At 67.5% G+C, this 22,077-nt stretch carries 16 protein-coding genes; 9 read left to right on the forward strand and 7 right to left on the reverse strand.

Translation table 11 applies throughout. The features are described from left to right. Window positions 1-264 precede the first annotated feature (264 nt). Window positions 265-3,606 (forward strand): TonB-dependent receptor, encoded by a 3,342-nt coding sequence (locus ACIQCS_RS22050; RefSeq protein ID WP_345847931.1) that lies wholly within the window; start codon window positions 265-267, stop codon window positions 3,604-3,606. Between the two features lie 56 nt (window positions 3,607-3,662). Here the strand turns inward: ACIQCS_RS22050 and ACIQCS_RS22055 are convergent, their stop codons facing one another. After that, window positions 3,663-4,367 (reverse strand): DUF6445 family protein, encoded by a 705-nt coding sequence (locus tag ACIQCS_RS22055; RefSeq protein ID WP_401531823.1) that lies wholly within the window; start codon window positions 4,365-4,367, stop codon window positions 3,663-3,665. A 60-nt stretch (window positions 4,368-4,427) separates the two neighbouring features. On the opposite strand from ACIQCS_RS22055, the gene ACIQCS_RS22060 reads away from it, so the two are divergent. Continuing rightward, window positions 4,428-5,447 carry a cupin-like domain-containing protein gene (locus tag ACIQCS_RS22060; protein WP_345847935.1) on the forward strand — a complete coding sequence of 340 codons (1,020 nt, stop codon included), beginning with the start codon at window positions 4,428-4,430 and terminating at the stop codon, window positions 5,445-5,447. Between the two features lie 197 nt (window positions 5,448-5,644). Here the strand turns inward: ACIQCS_RS22060 and ACIQCS_RS22065 are convergent, their stop codons facing one another. Beyond that, window positions 5,645-7,801 carry an alpha-glucuronidase family glycosyl hydrolase gene (locus ACIQCS_RS22065; protein WP_345847938.1) on the reverse strand — a complete coding sequence of 719 codons (2,157 nt, stop codon included), beginning with the start codon at window positions 7,799-7,801 and terminating at the stop codon, window positions 5,645-5,647. Window positions 7,802-7,933: 132 nt separating this feature from the next. Here ACIQCS_RS22065 and manD point away from each other — a divergent pair, with 132 nt between their 5' ends. The 4 genes from manD (at window position 7,934) to ACIQCS_RS22085 (ending at window position 12,303) form a co-directional block, all read left to right on the forward strand. Next, window positions 7,934-9,145, forward strand: a complete 1,212-nt coding sequence (gene manD, locus ACIQCS_RS22070) for a D-mannonate dehydratase ManD (RefSeq protein ID WP_345847939.1) — start codon at window positions 7,934-7,936, stop codon at window positions 9,143-9,145. Between the two features lie 16 nt (window positions 9,146-9,161). Continuing rightward, window positions 9,162-10,298 (forward strand): endo-1,4-beta-xylanase, encoded by a 1,137-nt coding sequence (locus ACIQCS_RS22075; RefSeq protein ID WP_345847940.1) that lies wholly within the window; start codon window positions 9,162-9,164, stop codon window positions 10,296-10,298. A gap of 80 nt (window positions 10,299-10,378) precedes the next feature. Next, complete coding sequence (locus tag ACIQCS_RS22080; protein WP_345847941.1) at window positions 10,379-11,380, forward strand: AAA family ATPase; 1,002 nt, start codon at window positions 10,379-10,381, stop codon at window positions 11,378-11,380. Then, on the forward strand, window positions 11,380-12,303 hold the full coding sequence (locus tag ACIQCS_RS22085; RefSeq protein ID WP_345847942.1) for a 1-phosphofructokinase family hexose kinase: 924 nt from the start codon (window positions 11,380-11,382) through the stop codon (window positions 12,301-12,303). Before ACIQCS_RS22080 ends, ACIQCS_RS22085 begins: the two co-directional genes overlap by 1 nt. Here the strand turns inward: ACIQCS_RS22085 and ACIQCS_RS22090 are convergent. Next, on the reverse strand, window positions 12,282-12,590 hold the full coding sequence (locus ACIQCS_RS22090; protein WP_345847944.1) for a metalloregulator ArsR/SmtB family transcription factor: 309 nt from the start codon (window positions 12,588-12,590) through the stop codon (window positions 12,282-12,284). The two genes, ACIQCS_RS22085 and ACIQCS_RS22090, sit on opposite strands and share 22 nt — an antisense overlap. 150 nt (window positions 12,591-12,740) lie before the next feature. Here ACIQCS_RS22090 and ACIQCS_RS22095 point away from each other — a divergent pair, with 150 nt between their 5' ends. Next, window positions 12,741-13,301, forward strand: a complete 561-nt coding sequence (locus ACIQCS_RS22095) for an alpha-ketoglutarate-dependent dioxygenase AlkB (RefSeq protein WP_401531826.1) — start codon at window positions 12,741-12,743, stop codon at window positions 13,299-13,301. Window positions 13,302-13,397: 96 nt separating this feature from the next. Here the strand turns inward: ACIQCS_RS22095 and ACIQCS_RS22100 are convergent, their stop codons facing one another. The 3 genes from ACIQCS_RS22100 to ACIQCS_RS22110 are packed head-to-tail and all read right to left on the reverse strand — an operon-like array spanning window position 13,398 to window position 18,850. Then, the gene (locus ACIQCS_RS22100) at window positions 13,398-14,639 is read right to left on the reverse strand and encodes a threonine synthase (protein ID WP_345847947.1); all 1,242 of its coding nucleotides are present in this window, start codon (window positions 14,637-14,639) and stop codon (window positions 13,398-13,400) included. Between the two features lie 4 nt (window positions 14,640-14,643). Continuing rightward, a complete protein-coding gene (locus tag ACIQCS_RS22105) occupies window positions 14,644-15,813 on the reverse strand; it encodes a serine hydrolase domain-containing protein (RefSeq protein ID WP_345847950.1) in 1,170 nt (389 codons plus the stop codon). A 37-nt stretch (window positions 15,814-15,850) separates the two neighbouring features. Beyond that, a complete protein-coding gene (locus ACIQCS_RS22110; RefSeq protein WP_345847952.1) occupies window positions 15,851-18,850 on the reverse strand; it encodes a TonB-dependent receptor domain-containing protein in 3,000 nt (999 codons plus the stop codon). A 261-nt stretch (window positions 18,851-19,111) separates the two neighbouring features. Between ACIQCS_RS22110 and ACIQCS_RS22115 the strand changes: the two genes are divergently transcribed. Further along, window positions 19,112-20,659 carry a permease gene (locus tag ACIQCS_RS22115; protein WP_345847953.1) on the forward strand — a complete coding sequence of 516 codons (1,548 nt, stop codon included), beginning with the start codon at window positions 19,112-19,114 and terminating at the stop codon, window positions 20,657-20,659. Continuing rightward, complete coding sequence (locus ACIQCS_RS22120) at window positions 20,656-21,660, forward strand: serine hydrolase (RefSeq protein ID WP_345847954.1); 1,005 nt, start codon at window positions 20,656-20,658, stop codon at window positions 21,658-21,660. The genes ACIQCS_RS22115 and ACIQCS_RS22120 overlap by 4 nt, the downstream gene beginning before the upstream one ends. Here the strand turns inward: ACIQCS_RS22120 and ACIQCS_RS22125 are convergent. Next, on the reverse strand, window positions 21,657-22,070 hold the full coding sequence (locus tag ACIQCS_RS22125) for a hypothetical protein (protein ID WP_345847955.1): 414 nt from the start codon (window positions 22,068-22,070) through the stop codon (window positions 21,657-21,659). The genes ACIQCS_RS22120 and ACIQCS_RS22125 overlap by 4 nt on opposite strands. Window positions 22,071-22,077 lie beyond the last annotated feature (7 nt).

The raw sequence follows: 22,077 nt of genomic DNA on the forward strand, positions 1-22,077 counted from the left end.
TGCCCCTCTCCGCCGCGAATGTTAGCGCTCCCGTCGCGAAACCGTCAATCGTATCCGGGGGCGATTCGAGGCCGAAATCCCTCCTTCGCAGCTGCGGGATTCGTACCGCGACGCAACGAAACCGTTGCGAAATCGCCACAAATCCGTGGCTTGGAGCGAAACGTCACAAGACGGCTTGATCTTTCGATAACTCCTACTTTAGGTTCAGCCCAAACAAGAAACGCGCCAATATATGGTAGCGCTAACACGGGAGGGGACAGCGCGATGCGAAAGCACGATTCTATTCATCATGCCGACAAGGCGGGCAGGTTCCGCACCGGGGCCCTGCGCGCGGGCGTCTCGGCCGCCGCGCTCGCCTGCCTGTCGGTCGCCGCGCCGGCCTGGGCGCAGGACACGCAGGCGGCGCCGGCTTCGGGCGACGCGCAGACCACGGAAGACACGATCGTCGTCCAGGGCTATCGCCAGTCGCTGCAGAGCGCCCAGTCGCTCAAGAAGAATGCCGACGTGATCGTCGATTCGGTGACCGCCGAAGACATCGGCGCCCTGCCCGACCGTTCGGTGACCGAGACGCTGCAGCGCATTCCCGGCGTGTCGATCAATCGCTTCGCCGCCGGCGTCGACCCCGACCATTTCTCGGTCGAGGGCTCGGGCGTGGTGGTGCGCGGCCTCACCTATGTCCGCTCGGAATTCAACGGGCGCGAGGCGTTCACCGCCAATAACGGCCGCTCGCTGAGCTTCGCCGACGTGCCTTCGGAGATGATGGGCGGCGTCGACGTGTTCAAATCGCCCTCGGCCGACCGCATCGAGGGCGGCATCGCCGGCGTGGTCAACTTGCGCACCCGCAAGCCGTTCGACAACAAGAAGGGCCTGGTGATCGCCGGCTCGCTCGAGGCGAATTACGGCGACTACAAGAAGGAATGGACGCCGACCGGCTCGCTGATGATCAGCGACCGCTGGGAGACCGGCATCGGCGAGATCGGCATCCTCGGCAATTTCTCCTATTCGCAGCTGAAGAGCCAGTCGGATCGTTTTCAGGTCTCGAGCTTCCGCATCCGCAACCTCTATTCGGACGGCGACGTCATCGACAACGGCAATGGCGCGACCGTCCAGCGCCAGGTCTATTTCCCGCGCGGCGCGGTGATGGGCCGCCAGGAGTTCAACCGCGAGCGCTATGGCTATGCGGCGGCGCTCCAGTATCGCAGCAATGACGGCTCGATCGAGGCGGTCGCCCAGTTCCTGCGCTCCGACGCGCGCCAGGCCTGGACCGAGCGCACGATCGAGATCGCGACCGACAACGTCTCGTCCAACGGCGATTCCCGCCGCGTGCCGGGCACCACGCTCGACTTCGACAGCGACGGCATGTTCGTGAACGGCACCATCACCGGCCCCACCGGCTGGCGCGGCGACCAGAATCTCGGCCAGAACAACAGCGGCCTGATCCCGCGCGTGCCGATGCTGGGCCTGCAATCGAACAACCAGCGGCGCGACCACCAGGAGAAGCTCGTCACCGACGATTACGGCTTCAACCTGAAGTGGAACGCCAGCGAGCGGCTGGGCGTGGTCTTCGACTATCAGCATGTGAAGTCGAGCACCGACCTGCTCGACAACACGGTGTGGAACTCGACCTATCAGAATGCGTCGATCCGGCTGAACGGCTCGAATTTCCCGACCGTGGCCTTCCTGCCGCCCCAGGTCTGCAGCGGCCCGGCCGCCAACATGCAGGATGCGCAGGGCACGGACAATGACTGCCGCGCCGGCGGCAATCCCAACCAGTACATGCCGAACTATTTCGGCGCCGGCCACACCAGCTTCACCGATCCTTTCAATAGCTTCCCGCGCGCGGCGATGGACCATATCGAGCAGAGCGACGGCAATTCGGACGCCTTCCGCCTCGACCTCGACTATGCGCTGCCCCAGGGCAGCTTCCTGAAGTCGATCCAGGGCGGCGTGCGCTATGCCGATCGCGACCAGGTGTCGCGCTTCTCGCGCTACAATTGGGGCGTGCTCTCCGAGCAATGGGGCAATAACGGCCCGGTCTGGATGGACATGCCGGTGAACGGCAACAATGCCAGCCGCACCGACGGGCAGCCGTTCAACGCCAACTCGCCCTATTATTTCAACAATTTCTTCCGCGGCCAGGTAACCAATCCGCTCGGCGGCGACGGGCGCCTCTATTATTCGGGCAACACCGTCAGCGACTATGACGCGATGGTGCGCTACGCCAATGCGATCGCGCGCGAATGGCAGGGCACGACCACCTGCGCCGGCGGTCGCGTCGTCAATGCCGGCTGGAACGCGCTGGCCGATCGTTGCGGCGTGATCGCCGGCACGCCGTTCCTGCCCGACGAGATCAACCCGATCCGCGAGCGCAACTATGCCGCCTATCTGATGGCGCGCATCGACACGCATCTGGGCGGGCTGCACCTGACCGGCAATGTCGGCGTGCGCTACACCAAGACCAAGCGCAATACCGACGGCTATATCTCGTTCAGCAACACGACCGCGCTGCCGACCGATACGACTTGCGCCACGCCGCCGCCGGCCGGGCAGACGGCATCGCCCTTCTGCTCGTTCGACAAGCCGGTCCGCGACCAGGCACGCGCCTTCGTCAACGGGGCGCTCATCCCGTCCCACGTCAAGCTCGACTATGATTACTGGCTGCCGAGCGTGAACTTCAAGCTCGAGGTGGGTGGCGGCCTGCAGTTCCGTGCCGCCTATTTCAAGGGCGTGTCGCCGCCCCAGACCGGCTATATCCGCAACTATCTCCAGGCCAATCTGAGCGCGGTCCAGAATGTCGACTCCAGCGGCACGCTGATCCCGGGCAGCTTCCGCCTGCAGGGCGTCACCACTGCCGGCAACCCCTATCTGATGCCGGTGAAGGCCGACAATTTCGACCTGACGGCGGAATGGTATTTCTCGCGGGTCGGCTCGCTGACCGTCTCGGCCTTCTACAAGGTGCTCGATGGCGTGGTGACCAACAACACCCGCCGCGTGGACCTGACCAACAACGGCCAGACCTATCCGGTGGTGATCACCACCCCGATCAACGCGACGCAGAAGGGCAAGATCAAGGGCGTCGAAGTCGGCTACCAGCAAACCTTCGACTTCCTGCCCGGGCCGCTCAAGGGCCTGGGGCTGCAGGCGAACTACACCTATATCGACAGTTCGGGCGTGCCCCAGTCGACATTGTCGGAGACCGATCCGGACGTGGCGGCAGGCCGCGTCACCACCGTCGACCTGTCGCTGCTGCCGCTGCAGGGCCTGTCGAAGCATCAAGTGAACATCACCCCGTTCTTCGATTATGGCCCGGTGTCGCTGCGGGCGAGCTATTCGTGGCGGTCGGACTTCGTGCTGACCATCCGCGACGTGATCGTGCCGAACGACCCGATCATCAACAAGGCGACCGGCCAGCTCGACGCATCGATCTTCTTCACGATCACGCCGCAGATCAAGATCGGCGTCCAGGGCTCGAACCTGACCAACGAGATCACGCGCACCACGGCGGTGATCACGAAGATCGGCGACCCGAAGGGATATGTGGAAGTGCCGCGCGGCTGGTACATGAACGATCGCCGGTTCGCCGCGATCGCGCGCTTCAACTTCTGATCCCGCGAGACACCCAGCCTGGCGCTGCCGGTTCCCAGCCGGCGGCGCCGATTTTTTCAGGCCGGGCGATAGGTGAGGAAGATGTTCGCGGTGAGCCGGCCATCGCGCGGATCGGCCGAGCCGGAGCCGGCGACGAGCCCGGAATGCAGCTGGCGGCTGCGATAGACCAGCAGCCGGTCGAACGCGGCGTCCACCGCGCCGATCCGCTCGAATTCCCCGGTATCGCCATGGATATAGCCCGGCGCCGGCACCGGCTCGGCGGCGCGGGCGGCTTCGTAGCGCGGCGCACGCTCGGGCGTGATTGCCTCATAGCCGGTGGCGCGGTGGCGATAAAAGGCAGTGCCGCCCTGCTCGGGCCCGCACAGATAGTGCAGGAAGGCGAATTGCAGCGGATCGGTCGTATCGATGTGCGGCACCCGCTGCGACGGCGCGAGCGCATCGGGCGCGAGCGTGACCAGCGAGAAATTGCACTCGGCCCGGCCGAGGCGGACCGCGCCCAGCCCGAATGCCTCGCGCACCGCAGGATCGAGCGCGCGGACGACTGCCTCGACATAGTCGAGCGGCGCCGGCGCGCGGATGCCGGGATAGCCGCCCTGCGGGCCATGGACGGGCGCGAACCGGGTCTCGCGCGCGGCATAGTCGACCAGGGCCGCGGGCGCGCGCATCAGCCCGTCGAGGCAGAGCAGCGGCTCCCCTTCCCGTCCGAGGTGCGAAAGCCGGGCGGCGGGACGCGGATTGAGCGAAAAATCGTGCGACGACACGGACATGCCGGGGACACGAACCACCCGGATATGACCAGCGCATTTCCGGGATAGCGAAAAATGCCCAGGCGGGAGGAAGCACGGATCCGCGAGATCGAGGGGCCGCTGGACGCCGCCACATTGGGCGCGCTCGTCCGGGACTATGCGCCCGTCGTGCTGCGCGGCGTGGCGCGGGATTGGCCGCTGGTGGCCGCCGCCGGGCAATCGGACGAGGCGGTGCGCGACTATCTGCTCGGCTTCGATCGCGGCGCCGTTGCCGAGGCTTTCGTCGGCCCGGCGGCGATCCGCGGCCGCTTCTTCTATTCCGAGGACATGCGCGGCTATAATTTCGAGCGGCGCAAGGGGCCGTTCGCCGATCTGCTGCGCTATGTGCTGCAATTGCGGGACCGGGACGACCCGCCCGCCGTCTATGCCGGCGCAGTGGAGACGACGCAGGCGCTGCCGGGCCTGGCCAGCGCCAATGCCCTGCCGGCCCTGCTGGGCATGGACGCCGAGCCGCGGATCTGGATCGGCAACCGGACCAGCATCAGCACCCATTTCGACGCGTCGGACAATATCGCCTGCGTCGCGGCCGGGCACCGGCGCTTCACCCTGTTCCCGCCCGACCAGACGGCGAACCTCTATATCGGCCCGCTCGACCATAATGTGGCGGGGCAGCCGCTTAGCATGGTCGACATGGCCGACCCCGATTTCGCGCGCTTCCCGCGCTTCCGCGAGGCGCTGGCGGCGGCGCGGACCACGGAGCTCGAACCGGGCGACGCGATCTACATCCCGGCGCTCTGGTGGCATCAGGTGGAGGCGCGCGCGCCGTTCAACGTGCTGGTGAACTTCTGGTGGCCGGATTCGCCCGATCAGGATGCGCGCTTCGACGCGATGATCCATGCGGTGCTGGCGCTCAGCCATTTGCCGCCCGAGCGGCGCGCGGCCTGGTCCGAATATTTCGACACCTTCGTGTTCCAGGAACATGGCGACCCGGCGGCGCACCTGGCACCCGAGCATCGCAGCGTGCTGGGCGAGCCGACGCCGCAGCTGCGCCAGTATATCAGGCAATATCTGGCGCGGGGATTGGCGAGACCATAGCGCATCTCTCTCTCCCTTTCGGCGGAGCATCGGGCCGGTCATGCCCCGGCATGACCTAAACAGTGCGGGGCGCTGTTTACCCGATGCTGTGGCGAGGCGCAGCCGAAGCCGGGAGTAGGGCATGACCGGGAGGCAAGCGCCTGCTGCCCCGTTATGCCCCTCTCCCCGCCCCTCTCCCCTGAAAGGGAAAGGGAGAATTACTTCCCCTGCCCCGGCGCATAGGGAGTGGTGATCGCCTTGTAGTAATCCAGGTCGTGCGCGGGTGGCTTGTGCCCTTCCGGCAGCGGGCGCTTCGAGATCGACTGGAACCAGGCTATCGAGGCGTCGCGCCACCAGATCGCCTCGTCCAGCTGGATCGCCAGAAAGTCGCGGACCTCGGCCCAGCGAGTCTCGTCGACCTTGCCGCGCAGCCCCGCCCAATCGGCCTGCATGCGGCGGACCTGGTCCACCCCGGCATCGTAGCGGACCACAAGCTCGTCCCAGAGCGTGCGCCCGGACTTCATCCGATGGTCCCAGGGGACATGGTGGAACCAGAGCAGCAGCGCCTCCGGCACCGTCGCCAGGCTGCCCCAGTTCCTCGCGACCTGCGGCGCATATTGGGCGAGCGCGTCGCTGCCCCTGGCGGTGCGGTCGAAGCCGATGCCGTCGGGGCGGGCCTGCGCATAATAGACCGGGTTCCATTCGGGCCGCTTGAGATCGGAGACCCAGGGCCCCGGGCCATAGTGATGGCCGGTCGCCATCTGATGCGTGAGCCCGAGCGGCGTCATGTAGTCGACCACCGCCTCGCGCGAGGCCATCATCATGCGGACCACCGTGCCGGTCACCACGGGGTCGCCACCCCAGGTCATCCGCGCCCAATCGCGCGCGATCGCCTCGGCCTTCGCGTCCGGGTCCCAGGCGAAGCGGCCAAAGGCGTACCAGTTGGCCTGGTCGAACTGCGAGCCGGACCAGTTGCGGTCGCTGCCGATATTGGCAACGCCCGCCATGCCGGTGGCGGCGCCTGCATCGACCGGCGTCTCGATCACCTTGGCCACGGTGCTGCCCCTGGCCGGGCGGAAGGTATCGGCCTCGAGCACCTCCTCCCACATCGTGCCGAGATAGGCGAGGTGGGTGGCGAAGCCGAGATATTCCTTGGTGATCTGGAATTCCATCATCAGCGGCGTCTTCGGCATCGCGCCGAACAGCGGATGGAAGGGCTCGCGCGGCTGGAAGTCGATCGCACCGTTCTTGACCTGGACCAGGACATTGTCGCGGAACTTGCCGTCGAGCGGCTGGAACTCGGTATAGGCCTGTTTGTGCCGATCCTCGACATTCTCGGCGGCATAGACGAAGGCGCGCCACATCAGGATGCCGTGATGCGGGGCGAGCGCGTCCGCCAGCATGTTGGCGCCCTCGGCATGGGTGCGGTGATAGTCCGCCGGCCCCGGCTGGCCCTCCGAATTGGCCTTGACCAGCAGACCGCCGAAATCGGGGATGACCGCGTAGATCTCGTCGATCTTCGCCTTCCACCAGGCGCGGACCGCGGGATCGAGCGGGTCGGCGGTCTTGAGCCCGCCCAGCTCGATCGGCGCGGAGAAGCGCGCAGTGAGATAGACCTTGATGCCATAGGGCCGGAACACCTCGGCCAGCGCCTTCACCTTCTGCAGATAATCGGGCCGCAGGATGTCGGCATTGGCGTTGACGTTGGTCAGCACCGTGCCGTTGATGCCGATCGAGGCATTGGCCCGGGCATAATCGGTATAGCGCGGGTCCTTGTGCAGCGGCAGCTTCTGCCAGTCCCAGATCGACTGGCCGGCATAGCCGCGCTCGACATGGCGATCGAGATTGTCCCAATGGTTGAGGACGCGGACCTGGAGCTTGGGGGCGTCAACGATGTCGAGCCGGTCGATGGGCTGGCCGGCCTGGACCAGGGCGAGGAAGCGGAACACGCCGTAGAGCGCCCCGATATCGCTGTTGCCGGCGATGATCGTCACGCGCTTGCCCCGCACGGTGGCGCTGCGGAGCAGATAGCCCTCCCCACCCAGCCGGGCGAACGGCAAGTCGAGCCCCCGCAGCAGCGGCGAGTCCGCGCGGGTGAGCAGCACCGCGCCATCGTGCATCACCGTCTCGCGCCGAACAAGGTCGTGGCCGAACAGCCCTTTGACCCCGCGCTGGAGTTCTTCGACCGCCGCGCCGATCGTCGGGCGATCGGCAGGTGCGACGACAGTGGTGATCTGCGGCGCGTAGCGCTCGGCCGCGGCGGATTCGAGCGGCCGATAGCGCAGCCAGAGATCATATCCGTCCTCGGCATGGCCTTGATTCGCAAGGCCAAAACACAAAAACGCAGACAAAATAGCCAGCAATTTCCGAAGCATCGCTCTTCCTACCAGTTCGCGGTCATACGCCGCCGTTGACAAGCTTGTAACAGGGCAACAATGGTAGCGCTACCAAGCATGAAGGCGCGCGACGGACGACGCGCCGGACAGGAAGGGGAAGCAGGGCTCGTCATGGCCGAGATCATATCCGCGCGCGTGATCGTCACTTGCCCCGACCGCAATTTCGTGACGCTCAGGATCGAGACGGCGGACGGCACCACCGGCATCGGCGACGCCACGCTCAACGGGCGCGAGCTGGCGGTGGTCAGCTATCTGCAGGATCACGTCATCCCCTGCCTGATCGGGCGCGACGCGCACCGGATCGAGGACATCTGGCAATATCTCTACAAGGGCGCCTATTGGCGGCGCGGCCCGGTGACGATGTGCGCGATCGCCGCGGTGGACGTGGCTTTGTGGGACATCAAGGCGAAGGTGGCGGGCCTGCCGCTCTACCAGCTGCTCGGCGGAGCGAGCCGTGAAGGCTGCATGGTCTATGGCCATGCCAACGGCGCGACGATCGAGGAAACGATCGCGGAGGCCGTGCGGCATGTCGAGCAGGGCTATAAGGCAGTGCGCCTCCAGGCAGGCGTGCCGGGGCTGAAATCCACCTATGGCGTCGCCAAGCCTGGCCAGCGCTACGAGCCGGCGGACGGCGCACTGCCGACGGAGAGCCTGTGGTCGACGGAGAAATATCTCCGCTCGGTGGCGCCCCTGTTCGAAAAGGCGCGCGAGGTGCTGGGCTGGGACGTGCACCTGCTGCACGACGTCCATCACCGGCTGACTCCGATCGAGGCGGCGCGGCTGGGCGTGGAGCTGGAGCCCTATCGCCTGTTCTGGCTGGAGGACCCGACTCCGGCAGAGAACCAGGCCGGCTTCCGCCTGATCCGCGAGAAGACCACCACGCCGCTGGCGGTGGGCGAGATCTTCAACACGATCTGGGACGCCAAGCAGCTGATCGAGGAGCAGCTGATCGACTATGTCCGTGCGACGATCGTCCATGCCGGCGGGATCACGCACATGCGGCGCATCGCGTCGTTCGCCGACCTCCATCAGGTGCGCACCGGCTGCCACGGCGCGACCGACCTGTCGCCGGTGTGCATGGCGGCGGCGCTGCATTTCGGCCTGTCGGTGCCCAATTTCGGCATCCAGGAGCTGATGCCGCACACCGCGAAGACCGACGCGGTCTTCCCGCACGCCTATGGCTTCAGGGACGGGATGATGCATCCGGGCGACGCGCCGGGGCTGGGCGTGGACATCGACGAGGAACTGGCCGCGAAATACGAATATCGGCGCGCCTATCTCCCCGTCGCGCGGCTCGAGGACGGAACGCTGTTCAACTGGTGAGCGGGAGAGGCTTGCGATGATCGAACTGACACGCCGTGGGTTGCTGGGCGCGGGCGCCGCGCTGGCCCTCCCCTTCCCTGCCGTCGCGCAGGCGATGGAGGGGCTGAACGCCGTCGCCAGGACCAGGGGCATGCGCTTCGGCTCCTGCCTGTCCTGGAGTCCGCCGGGGGCGGACCGGGCTTCGTTCGCCAATCCCAAATATGCCGAGCTGCTCAAGCGCGACTGCGGCATCCTGGTGCCCGAGAACGAGTTCAAATGGCAGGCGATCCGGCCGGATGCCAAGACCTTCAACCTCGATCATTTCTCCGACATGCTCGACTATGCCGAGGCGAACGGCATGGCGATGCGCGGCCACACCCTGCTGTGGCACAAGACGCAATATTTCCCGAAATGGCTGAACGACCATGATTTCGGCGCCACGCCTGCAAGGGAAGCCGAGCGCGTCCTGGGCACGCATATCCGCACGCTCTGCAAGCTCTATGCGAACCGGGTGGTGAGCTTCGACGTGGTCAACGAGACGGTGGAGGAAGGCACGGGTGCGCTGCGCACCTCGTCGCTGTCCAGGGCGTTCGGCGGGACCGAGGCCATGCTCGACTTCGCCTATCACACCGCGCGCGAACATGCGCCGGGGGTGGAGCTGGTCTATAATGACTATATGAGCTGGGAGCCGGGCAATGAAGGGCACCGCACCGGCGTGCTCAAGCTGCTCGAAGGGTTCCGCAAGCGCGGCGTCCCCTGCGACACGCTGGGCGTGCAGTCGCATATCGGGCTGACGGACGGCGCCACGGTGGGGGCGCTGGTGACCCGGCAGGAAAAGCCCTGGCGCGGCTTCCTCGATAGCGCGGTGGGGATGGGCTACAAGCTGGCCGTCACCGAATTCGACGTGAACGACAAGGCGCTGCCGACCGATGCGAAGGTCCGCGACGGGATCATCGCCAACTATGCCGCCGCATATCTCGAGATCATGTTCTCCTACCCGCAGCTCAGGGACGTGCTCGCCTGGGGAATGTGCGACCGCTTCACCTGGCTGAACGGCTTCACGCCGCGCAAGGACAGGACGCTGCAGCGCGCGACTCCCTATAATGTCGAATATCAGCCCAAGGCGCTCCATGGGGCGATCCGCGATGCCTTTGCGGGCGCAACGGCACGCTAGATAGGTCGATCTTGTCCAAGATCGTTCAGAAAACTCGTGCTAGGGGCTGATTCGAAGGATCCGAACGAGAGGGTGGAACGATGGCGGCGGTGGCCGCGAGCCAGGAACCGAGCTTCGAGGCGCTGCTGGCCGGCGATCTCGACACGGATCAGCTGCGCGCCGTTGCCGATCATATCGCCGCGCGCCACGCCGCATCGCCCAAGGGCGACGGCGTCGCCTTTCGCAAGACGCTGGCGCTCGCCGCCGCCAGCGACGCCCAGCGCGCCGAACTTGCCCGCCACCAGGATGCGATCGCCCGCCGCATTGCCGCGGGGCGGGTACGCGCCGTGGCGGGCGAGCCCGCGGATCTGCTCCATGACTTCGCCGGGCCGGTGCTGGAAGTGATGCGCAGCGGCATGGCAGGCGAGGCAAACACGCTGGCCAATCGCTATCTCGATATCGCGCCGCAGGGCGCCGCCGGCTGGTCGCTGCTGCCGCTCTACCTCTCGCTGCGCGCGAGCGCGGACGGCGACGCCGAGCTGGCCGACAGCCTGCTCGCCCCCGCCAGGCCACGGCTGGTGGTGATCGGCGGGCTTTCGGGCACCGGCAAGTCGACGCTGGCGCGGTTGCTCGGCAGCCGGATCGGCCGCCTGCCCGGCGCCCGCGTGCTGCGCTCCGACGTGTTCCGCAAGCGGCTGGCCGGAGTGAGCCCGGAAACCAGGCTGCCGCCCAGGCATTACACACGTCACAATGACGACGAGACCTATGAGGCTCTGTTCGAATCCGCCGACGATCACCTCGCCTGCGGCAACAGCGTGATCCTGGACGCAGTGTTCATGAGCCGCGGCGAGCGCGACGTGGCCGAGGCGCTGGCCGATCGCTATCGCGCCGCCTTCACCGGCATCTGGCTGGAAGCGCCCGAACGCGACCGGATCGCCCGGGTGACCGCGCGCGCGAACGACGCCTCGGACGCGACGGAGGCAGTGGTGCGCGAGCAGTCGCGCCGCTCGGTCGGCGAGATCCACTGGCATCGCATCCGGGTGAACCGCCCGCAGGAGCTGATCGTCGCCGCCGCGCGCGCCGCGCTGGACCGGACGCGCTGATGACGATCGCCACGTTGACGCTCAACCCGGCGCTCGACGTGACCACCTGTACCGAGAAGGTGCGCCCCGGGCACAAGCTGCGATGCACCGCGCCGCGCTTCGATCCCGGCGGCGGCGGGATCAACGTGGCACGGGTGGTGACGCATCTCGGCGGCCGGGCGATGGCGGTGTTTCCCAGCGGCGGCCCCACGGGCGCGACCATCGTCTCGCTGCTCGAGGAGCAACGGGTGCCGATCCTGCCGGTGCCGATCGCCGGCGCGACCCGCCAGAGCTTCACTGTCGACGAGGGCCGGCCGGGCGATCAGTATCGCTTCGTGCTGCCGGGCCCCGAGCTGCGCGCGGACGAGCTGGCCAGGCTGCTCGACGCGCTGTTCGGCGTGGCGGACGTGGATCATGTCGTGGTGAGCGGCAGCCTGCCGCCGGGTTGCGACCCGGCGATCTTCACGCGCATCGCCGAGCGCTGCCATGGCGCGGGCGCGAAGCTGGTGGTCGACACCTCCGGGCCGGCGCTGGCCGCCTGCGAAGGTGCCGGGGCATGGCTGATCAAGCCGAGCCTGCGCGAGGTGGCCGACCTGCTCGGGCGCAAGATCACCGGCGAAGCGGACGAGAGGGCGGCGGCGCACGCGCTGCACGATCGCGGCTTTGCCGAACTGGTGGTGATCTCGCTCGCCGAGCGCGGGGCGCTGCTCGTCGGCAAGGGCAAGGAACTGCGCCTGCCCGCGATTCCCGTGGAAGCCAAGGGCACGGTCGGCGCCGGGGATTCGATGGTGGCGGCGATCACGCTGGCCTCCGCCCGGGGCAAGGCGATCGAGGAGGCGCTGCGCTACGGCATCGCTGCGGGCGCCGCGACGCTGATGACCCCCGCGACCGAGCTGGCCCGCAAGGAAGATGTGGAGCGGCTCTATGCCGGAACGGTTTCCTGAGCCGCATCGGCGCGGCAGAACAGGCTGTGCATCGCTTCCAGCATGTGGCGCGCCTCGTCGCTGGCGAGCGAATAAAAGATCATCTGGCCGTCACGGCGCGCGGCGACCATCCCTTCGCGGCGCAGGAGCGCGAGCTGCTGCGACACCGCGGTATCACGGGCGCCGGTGAGGCGCGCGAGCTCGCCCACCGACTTCTCGCCCTCGAGAAGGTGGCACAGCAACAGAAAACGGCTTCGACCCGACAGCGCCTTCAGGAACGACGAGGCGCGATCGACCACGGCGATCATTTCGTTCTTCACGGGGCGAACAGCTAGGGCGCCGCAACGCCGGTTGCAACCGCTATCTTGCGGGAAAGACAAAGGAATTCCATTCGAGTATGAAGATATCTCCGGCTGGAAGAACATAGACCGGCTTCCCATATCCCGGTGGTGTCCTCTTTGTTTCCCGCGCTTTTCCAAGAGTCCCTGCCCCCCGGCATCGAACAGGCGAAGAATATCCTTTCGCCGGATGAAGAAGCCGAGCTGATCCGGTCCATCGATGGGACCGGGCTCGCGCCCTTCCGCTTTCGGCAATGGCAGGGCAAGCGGCTGACGCGCAGCTTCGGCTGGCGCTACGACTTCACCGATTCGAGCTTTACCGAGACGGAAGCGATCCCGGACTGGCTGATGCCGCTGCGCGCTCGCGCCGCTGCGCTGGCCGGGCTGGAGGCAACGGCGCTCGTCCAGGCGCTGGCGATCCGGTACGATCCGGGCGCCGGCATCGGCTGGCATCGCGACCGCCCGGTGTTCGAGCACATCGTCGGCGTATCGCTTGGCGCGCCGGCGGTGCTGCGGCTGCGCCGGCGGCGCCCGGACGGGAAGTTCGACCGCGTCGAGCTGCCGCTGGCACCGCGCGGGGCCTATCACCTCTCCGGCGAGGCGCGACATCTCTGGGAACACAGCATCGCGCCGATGGACGCGCCGCGCTGGTCAGTGACGTTCCGGAGCCTGGTCAAGTAGCACCCTCCCCGGGAAGACAGGCGAGCCAGGGGGCGCAACTATCCGGCAACCCCCGCATCCCCGCGCAGGAGGGGATGCCGGGGAAGAGACCCCAATCTAGAGCGCACCGAAATCGATCGGTCCATCCTTGTCGAGCATCCTGGACTGATCGGCGAGCGGGTATTTCAGCCCCGTCGCGCAGTTGAACAGCACCACCTTCTCCTCGGGCGATACCAGCCCTTCGGCCAGTGCCTTGCGCCATGCCGCGAGCGTCGCGCCGCCTTCGGGGCAGAGCAGCAGCCCGTCCTTGCGCGCGGCATCGTCGACCGCCCGGGCGATGCTCTCGTCGCTCACCGCCATCGCGACGCCGCCGCTTTCCCGCACCGCGTCGAGGATCAGGAAATCGCCCACCGCCTGCGGCACGCGGATGCCCATCGCGATCGTGTGCGCATCCTCCCAGCGAGTCGCATGGCGCTCCCCCGCCTCGAATGCGCGGACCATCGGCGCGCAGCCTTCGGCCTGCACCGCGATCATCCGCGGGCGCTTCGCCCCGATCCAGCCCAGCGCCTCCATCTCGGCAAAGGCCTTCCACATGCCGATCAGGCCGGTGCCGCCGCCCGTGGGGTAGAAGATCACGTCGGGCAGCTCCCAGGCGAGCTGCTCCGCCAGCTCGAGGCCCATCGTCTTCTTGCCTTCGATGCGATAGGGCTCCTTGAGCGTCGAGAGATCGAACCAGCCCCGCTCCTGCGCGCCCCGGCCCACCAGCTTGCCGCAATCGTCGATCAGCCCGTTGACGCGGTAGACACGCGCGCCCTGGGCGGCGATCTCGCGCACATTCACTTCGGGCGTGTCCGCCGGGCAGAAGATCACCGATTCGATGCCCACCCGACTGGCATACGCCGCCGCCGCCGCCCCGGCATTGCCGTTGGTCGGCATCGCAATGGTGGAGACGCCCAGTTCCTTCGCCATGGCGATCGCCATGACCAGCCCGCGCGCCTTGAACGAGCCGGTGGGCAGGCGCCCCTCGTCCTTGACCCAGAGATGCGCCGCGCCGGCTTCGCGCGCCAGCCCGTCGAGCGGGATGATCGGCGTGGCGATCTCGCCCAGGCTGACCAGATTCTCCGTCCGGCGGACGGGAAGCAGCTCGCGATATTTCCACAGGTCCGCGGGGCGGCCGGCAAGCGCTTCCCTGGGCAGCGCGGCCTTCACGCCCGCCAGGTCGTAACGCACCAGCAGCGGCCGGCCGGCGCGCGAAAGGCCGTGCAGCCGGTCCGCTTCGTAGCGCTCGCCGGTCATCGAGCACTCGAGATGAGTGACGAAGGTGGGGCGGTCGGTCGTCAGATTGGCGTCGTGGCGCAAGATGCTACTCCGGATGGGCGAGCGATTCCTCCGTCGGCGTATAGGCCGATCGTTTCCCCGGCACATCCGGAACATCGGTGGCGAAATAGGCGACGCCGGTGCCGGTGGCGCGATCGATCCACAGGCCCGATTTGAGGCCATAGGCATCGCCCGAATGGCCGAAGCGCCGGCGGCCGTCGCCGAACGGATCGTCGCGGCATCCCGCCGCGCCGGTGGCGGTGAACATCATGGCCAGCCCATAGCTGCAAGTGGCGCCGCCGACCGGGTTGGCGACCGAGATGTCGCCGCCGACATCGCCGTCATGGCCGTTCCAGGTCCAGAGCGGCGTCTCCAGCATGCGGACCGAGGCGGGGCGCAGGATGCGCACGCCGTCCAGCCTGCCGCCGCCCAGGAACATGCGGCCGATCCGCGCCAGGCCGCGCGCCGAGATGCGCAGCCCGCCCTGGGGCGAGAAGATCGCGCCATTGGCGCCCGGGCGCCAGGCGGACAGGTCGCAACCGCCGTCCCGCGCCGAGGTGACCGGGCAGGCCGGCGCCGCGCCGCGATTGTCGTCCTTGGCGGCAACGCGCCCGCGATACTGGACGACGGCGCGGGCGGCGGTCCCGGGCCGGCAGCTCGCCCAATTGTAGCAGGCGTCGAGCTTCATGGGGGTGAGGACCAGCCGGTCCATCAGCCGGTCGAACCGCTCGCCGGTGGCGCGCTCCATCACCGCGGCGATCACCGGGAAGTTGAAATTGGTATAGGCCCACCAGCTGCCGGGGGCGTGGCCGGCATCCCAGGCCTTGGGGTTCGCCAGCACTGCGCGCATGTCCGCATCGAGCGGCAGGACATAGTCGACCCGATCGGTGAGGCTCGAGCGATGCGAGAGGAGCAGCCGCAGCGTGATCGGCGCGTCGGGAAAGGCGGGGTTGCGCAGCGTCCAGCCGAGCCAGCGCGAGACATCGGCATCGAGATCGAGCCTGCCCTGCTCGACCAGCCGCAGCACGCCGATCGCGACGACCAGCTTGGAGATGGAGGCGACCCGCACGGGATCGTCGGCGGTGACGGGCCTGGATGCGGAAATGTCGGCCAGCCCTTTCGCGCTGACCGACATCTCTCCCCCCGCATTGAACGTTACCCGGACCGCGGCGACCGGGTCCGATGCCGCCGCGAGCAGGAGCGCGGCGGCGATCATGCCGGCTCCATCACGGCGGATGGAGCCGGCATGCGGATCACTTCAGGCTGATGCGGATGCCCGCACGGAACTGGCGCCCGAGCATGTCCGAATAGGTGGTGTTCGCCGCCATGCCGGTTTCCGGCACCAGCAGCGGCCAGCGATTGAACAGGTTGGTGACGTTGACGAAGAACTGCGCCTGGTTGCCGCCGAAACGAACGGTCTGCGACAGGTTGAGGTCGACGTAGAACAGGCCCGAGACGCGGTTGTTGTCATAGGTCGGGAAGTTGGTGGTCGAGACCGGGCAGCCGCTGGTGCACTCGATGCCGTTGGCGACATATTTGCCCGCGCTGACGCCGCGGCCGGTGACGGTGGCCGAGAAGGTGTCGGTCTCATAGGTCGCGCTACCGCGGAAGATCCAGGTGGGCGTGCTGGCCTGGCCGCCATTCGCGCCGACGGTGTTCACCGCCACGCTTCCCGCGATGCCGGTATCGGAGAGATTCTCGATATAGCGCGTCGCCACGCCCTTCAGCGTGAAGCTGCTCGCGGCGCCCAGCGGAATCCGATAGGCCGCGTCGAAATCGATGCCGCGCACCAGCTTGCGCACGAAGTTGAACGGCTGGCTGCGGATCAGCAGATAGGGTGCGCCCGGCACCGAACGGGTCGGGTCGTTGGTGATGGCCGCGCAATAGACCGCATTGCCGTCGGAGCAGCGGTTGACGATCTCCTGCGCGCTGATCGAGTCGATCGCCCCCGCCAGATTGATGCGGAAATAATCGGCCGATGCCGTGAAGCCCGGCAGGAAGCGCGGCGAGACCACCGCGCCGATGTTCCACGAATTGGCGATTTCAGGAAGCAGGTTCGGATTGCCGGTGGTCAGGCCCGAATAGCCCCAGGTCGCCGGACCGTTCAGGCCGTCCGAGGTGTATTTGGGATTGCGCACCGAGTCGCTGTTGGCGGTGCCGGCCTGGTACAGCTCGTTCAGGTTGGGCGCGCGGATGTCGCGCGAGCGCGTCACGCGGAAGCGGATATCCGGGATCGGCGCCCAGGTCGCGCCCAGCTTCCAGGTGGTGACATAGCCCGAATTGGAATAGTCGGTCGCCCGGACCGCACCGTTGAACTCCAGGCCGAAGCCCAGCGGGACCACCGTCTCGAGATAGGCTTCCTTGACGGTGTACTCGCCGGTGAAGGGCAGATAGTTGCCCACCGACCATGCGTTGGTCGTGCCGGTGGTGGTCACGACCGGCTGGAATTCCTTCGGCACGCTGCCGCGGATCTTCTCCTTGCGGACTTCGCCGCCCACCGCGACGCTCACATCGCCCGCCCAGGTGGCGAACGGCGTGACGGACCAGTTGGTGCCGGCGACGAACTGCTCCATCACCTGATCGCGATAGGGATTGCCGAGCACATAGTTGATCGCGTCCTGGCTGGCGACGCCCACGCCCATGCGGTTCAGCGGCACGCAGTTCGGATCGTCGTTCGCGGGGTTGGCATCGACGTTGATCAGGCACTGGATCGAGCCGGTCGTATAGCCGCGCGCATTGCCCGCCGGGGCGAAGGCCGCGTTGGTCGCGTTGGCCATGCGGGTCAGGTTCATGATGTTGCGCAGTTGCTCGCGCAGGTCGGAGCGGCCATATTGGGCATAGATGTCCCAGTGCGCGGTCCGGCCGAACGCTTCGAAGCTGCCCTCGGCACCGACGACGTAGCGCTGCACCTTGCGCTCATTGTCGATCGCGCGGAACGGCAGGTCGGCGGCGGTGGTCGCCAGCGTGATGCCGGTGACGCCGGCGAGCCGCGCCGCGCCCAGCGACTGCAGCGCGAAGGCATTGCAGGTCACGGGGACGGGAACGACGGTGCAGCCGGTGGTGTTGATCGCAATGCCGGTCGACAGGTTCGGGCCCGCGTTGAAGAAGACCTTCTGCCGGTTGTACGAGCCTTCGGCGAAGAGCTCGACACCGTCCGAGACCTCGAAGCTCAGCCGGCCGAACACGCCCCAGCGATCGTCCTTGGGCATCAGGCCGATGCGCGTGCCGGAATCATTGACTTGCCAGGAGCCGCCCTGGACCAGGCTCGGTGCCGAGGACCCGGCCGCGCGCGTGAACGCCGGATAGGCGAAGCTGCCATAGTCGAAGGTGTTCACGGCCCCGCCATAGCCGAAATACAGGCCGCGCAGCCCGTTCGCGGTGCCGCCGGCCGAGCCGGTGATCAGGCCGCCGGGCGTCGAGTTCGCCGCGCCGATCTGGCGCCGGGTGGTGATGAACTGCGGCGTCGTGCTGGTGCTCGTCCAGTTCGGATCCTGGATGCGCACATAGCCGGTGTGATTCCATTCGCGATCGTCGCCGACCTCGAAGATGCCGTCCTGGTGCGCGATGTTGGCGCTGAGCAGGATGTGGCCGCGGCCGCCGGCGAAGGATTTGCCGCCCGCGATGCTGGCCGAGTAGTTGCCGCCGTCGCCATAGGTGGTGATGCCCGAATCCGCCTCGATCTTCAGGCCCTCGAGCTTCTTGTTCAGGATGAAGTTCACCACGCCCGAGACGGCGTCCGAGCCATAGGCCGACGAGGCGCCGCCGGTGACGACCTCGACGCGATCGACCAGCGCCTGCGGGATCGTATTGATGTCGACCCAGCCATAGATGGTCGAGCCGACCGAGCGGCGGCCGTCGAGCAGGACCAGCACGCGGCCCTCGCCCAGGTTGCGCATGTTGAGCGCGTTGATGCCCGCCGAACCGTTCGACAGGTTGAGGCGCGAATTGGCCGGCTTGGTCGAGCCGGCAAGCTGCGGCATCTGATTGACGAAGTCGGCGATATTGTTCGTCGGCGACGTGTTCTGGATGTCCTGCTGGGTCAGCACGGTGAGCGGCGTCGGGGCCTGGAAGCCGTCGCGACGGATGCGCGAGCCGGTGACGAGGATCTCGCCTTCCTCGGCGGGCGCCGGCTGAGCGGCTGCCTGCGGGGTCTCCGGATTGCCGGTCTGCGCCCAGGCCGGCAGCGCGATCGCCATGGCCGCGAAAGCCGTGCTGCTGGCCAGAACCTTCCTGAACGCCGTTGCTTCGATCATTTCCTAAAACCCCCTGAAGCCCGCAATATCCCGCGCGGTGAGAGGGCATTAGGTACCAAGAATGTTGCGGCGCGCCATAGTTTCTGTTCCCCGCGCCATAACCCCGGGGCATCAAATGTGACAATTACGCGCGAAAACGTGACACGACTGCAACACAAGCCTGTCAGGCTGGCCATTGACTGCATGCGCGCGGCGTCCGAGCGTTAGGGAAACCAGCCCCAGGGGAGCCCTTGATGCCGCATTTCGACCGTCCGGTGCCGCGTGACTGACGCGCCGAGTCCCCCCGCGGCGCCCACGATCCGCCCGGGTTTCGGCAGGCTGGCGCTGTACCTGCTGCTCGGTTTCGCCGCGGGCCTGCCCTTCTACATGTTCAACGCCGTGCTGCTGCTCCGGCTGGCCAAGCATGGCGTGGACATCGTGACGGTGGGCTTCTTCGCCTGGGTGGCGCTGCTGCCCACCTTCAAGTTCGCCTGGGCGCCGCTGCTCGACAAATATGACGTGCCCGGCTTCGGCCGCTTCTGGGGCAAGAGGCGCGGCTGGATCATGCTGTCGCAGCTGGGCATCTTCCTCTCGACGGTGGCGATGGCGCTCACCTCGTCCGACGCCAATCTGCAGGTGACCGCGCTGTTCGCGGTGCTGCTCGCCTTCTGGACCACCACACTGGAAGTCGCCGCCGATGCCTGGCGCATCGAGCTGGCGCCGACCCAGGAGGAACAGGGCCCGATGGTGGCGGCGAACCTGTGGGGCTATCGCAGCGCGATGGTCGCGGCCGGCAGCGGCGCGATCTACATCGCGGCGAAGAGCGACTGGACCACCGCCTATCTGGTAATCGCGGCCGCCGCCTTCCTCCCCTTCCCCATCCTCGCCTGCATGCGGCCCGATTCCGGGCATGGCGGCGGGCGCGGCACCGCGCTCGTCACCGGCATCCTCGCCAGCGCGGTGGTGCTCGGCGGCAGCCTGGCGGTCGCCGCCGCGGTCGGCTGGGCGCTGCTCGCCGCGCTGGGATCGGTCGGACTCGATAATCCGGACATCGTCAAATATTGGGTATTCGCGGTCGCGCTGCTGCCCTTCGTCGCGCTGGGCGCGGCGGTGCCGTGGATCAGGAAGCTGCCGCCGAGCCACCGACTGCTCACCACTTCCGGGCTCGCCCCCTATCTCAACGTCGCCTGGCGCTATGGGCTGGTGGTGATCCCGATCCTGCTGTTCGTCTCGGTCTATCGCATGGGCGACGTGATGGCGCTCACGCTCTCGCATCCGCTGTTCAACGCGCTGGGCTACAGCCTCGAGGCGATCGCCGTCGCCGATGGCGCGGTGGCGCTGCTCTCGTCCATGCTCGGCGTGGCGCTGGGCGGCTGGCTGGCGGCCAAGGCTCCGATGGGCTGGGCGCTGGTGATCGGCGCGATCATGTCCGCGCTCAGCAACTGGATCTTCGCCTGGCTCGCCTATCAGGCACCGGGCGGACCGGTCTGGTTCTCGCTGCTCGGCGTGCAGGTGACCGCGGGCGATTTCGACCTGTACCTCGCCATGGCGCTCGACCAGTTCGGGCACGGCTTCGAGGGGGCGGTGTTCGTCGTCTACCTCTCCCTGCTGGTGAATCCGCGCTTCCCGGGCACGCAATATGCGCTGCTCTCGGGCCTCGCCTTCCTGATCCCCAGGCTGCTCGCCGGCCTTTCGGGCGTGTTCCAGAAGGCGATCGGCTATGACGGCTTCTTCATCATGGCGGGCACGATGAGCGTCGCGGCGCTGGTCTTCGTGCCGTTCATCGTCCGCGCGAAGCCCCGGCCCGACGGGGAGGCGGTGGCGGCATGATCGAGGCTGCCTTCGCTCCGGCCGCCGAAGCGGTGGCCGCGGGACGCATCCCCGGCGCCACGCTGGGGGTGGTAGCCGCGGACGGGCGCCGCTGGGTGACGCATAGCGGCATGGCCGCGCGCGTCCCCGAGCCCGAGCCGCTGACGCTCGACCATTGGTTCGACCTCGCCTCGGTCTCCAAGGTGGTGGCGACGACGACGATGATCCTGCGTCTGGCCGAGGAAGGGCGGATCGACCTCGACGCGCCGCTGACCAGCGCGATCCCGGACCTGCGCCAATATGACCTGACGGGCGCCTATGAGCGCACGCTGACGTTCAGGGACTGCCTGGCGCACCGCACGCTGTTCCCCGCGGTCGAGCCGATCTACACCTATGGCGACGATCCCGAGCGGCTGCGCGCCTTCGTGCTCCAGCGCGAATGGAAGCACATTCCCGAGCCGGTCTATTCGGACATCAACTTCCTGCTGCTCGGCATCGCGATCGAGCGCGTGACGGGCGCGCCCCTGGGCGAATGGCCGCTGGGCCCGGGCCTGAGCTATGGCCCGCCGCCGGGACCGGCGGTGGCGACCGAGCGCTGCATGTGGCGGAACCGCGTGCTCAAGGGCGAGGTGCATGACGAGAATTGCGCGGCGATGGGCGGGCAGACCGGCCATGCCGGGCTGTTCGGCACCGTGGCCGGCGTGCTCGATTTCGCGCACGGCGTGCTGGCCGGCAGCTTCTCGGCCGCGATGCTCGCGGCGATCCGCACCCCGCAATATTCGCACCGCACCTGCGGCTGGGAGCGCAAGTTCGCCGGCTGGTCGGGCGGGCAGGCCTGTTCGGACGAAACGATCGGCCACACCGGCTTCACCGGCACCGGGCTGTGGATCGATTTCGACCGCGGGCTCGCCTGGACCCTGCTCACCAATCGCGTCCATCCGACGCGCCATTTCGACAGCGGCATCTTCGTGCTGCGCCCCGCGACGGGGGATGCCGTGATCGGAGCATTTGACGCGTGCTAGAGGCAGGGATCCATCGCGATCTTGCGCTCGCCAGTGATCGCTTTGTCGGTCTCGGCCCGAATCTGCTCGGGCGTGGATTTGCCGAAATTCACTTGCATATCGCGCGCGTCATCATTGTCACAAAGCTCGGCGTCACTCAGCTTGCCGCCGCCCTGGTCGCGCACGAACGCGGCGAGATCCGCCTCGCTGAACTTGCTCCGTGCGCGGACATATTGGCCGATCCGCACGACGCCGTCCCGGAAAGCAGCCTGCACAGCGGGAGACGCCGCCGGCTTGCAGCGGGTCGCGATCTGCTCGAACCAGCCGTTGAGCGCGAGTTCACAAAGAATACCCGCACGCGGCAACGCGGGCACGTCCTGCGCCGCCATGGCGAACGGCGCGGCAGAAGCGAGAATCAGGCGAGCGATCATGCCGCCG

Source organism: Sphingomonas sp. NPDC092440, assembly GCF_044754985.1.
Classification (GTDB): domain Bacteria; phylum Pseudomonadota; class Alphaproteobacteria; order Sphingomonadales; family Sphingomonadaceae; genus Sphingomonas.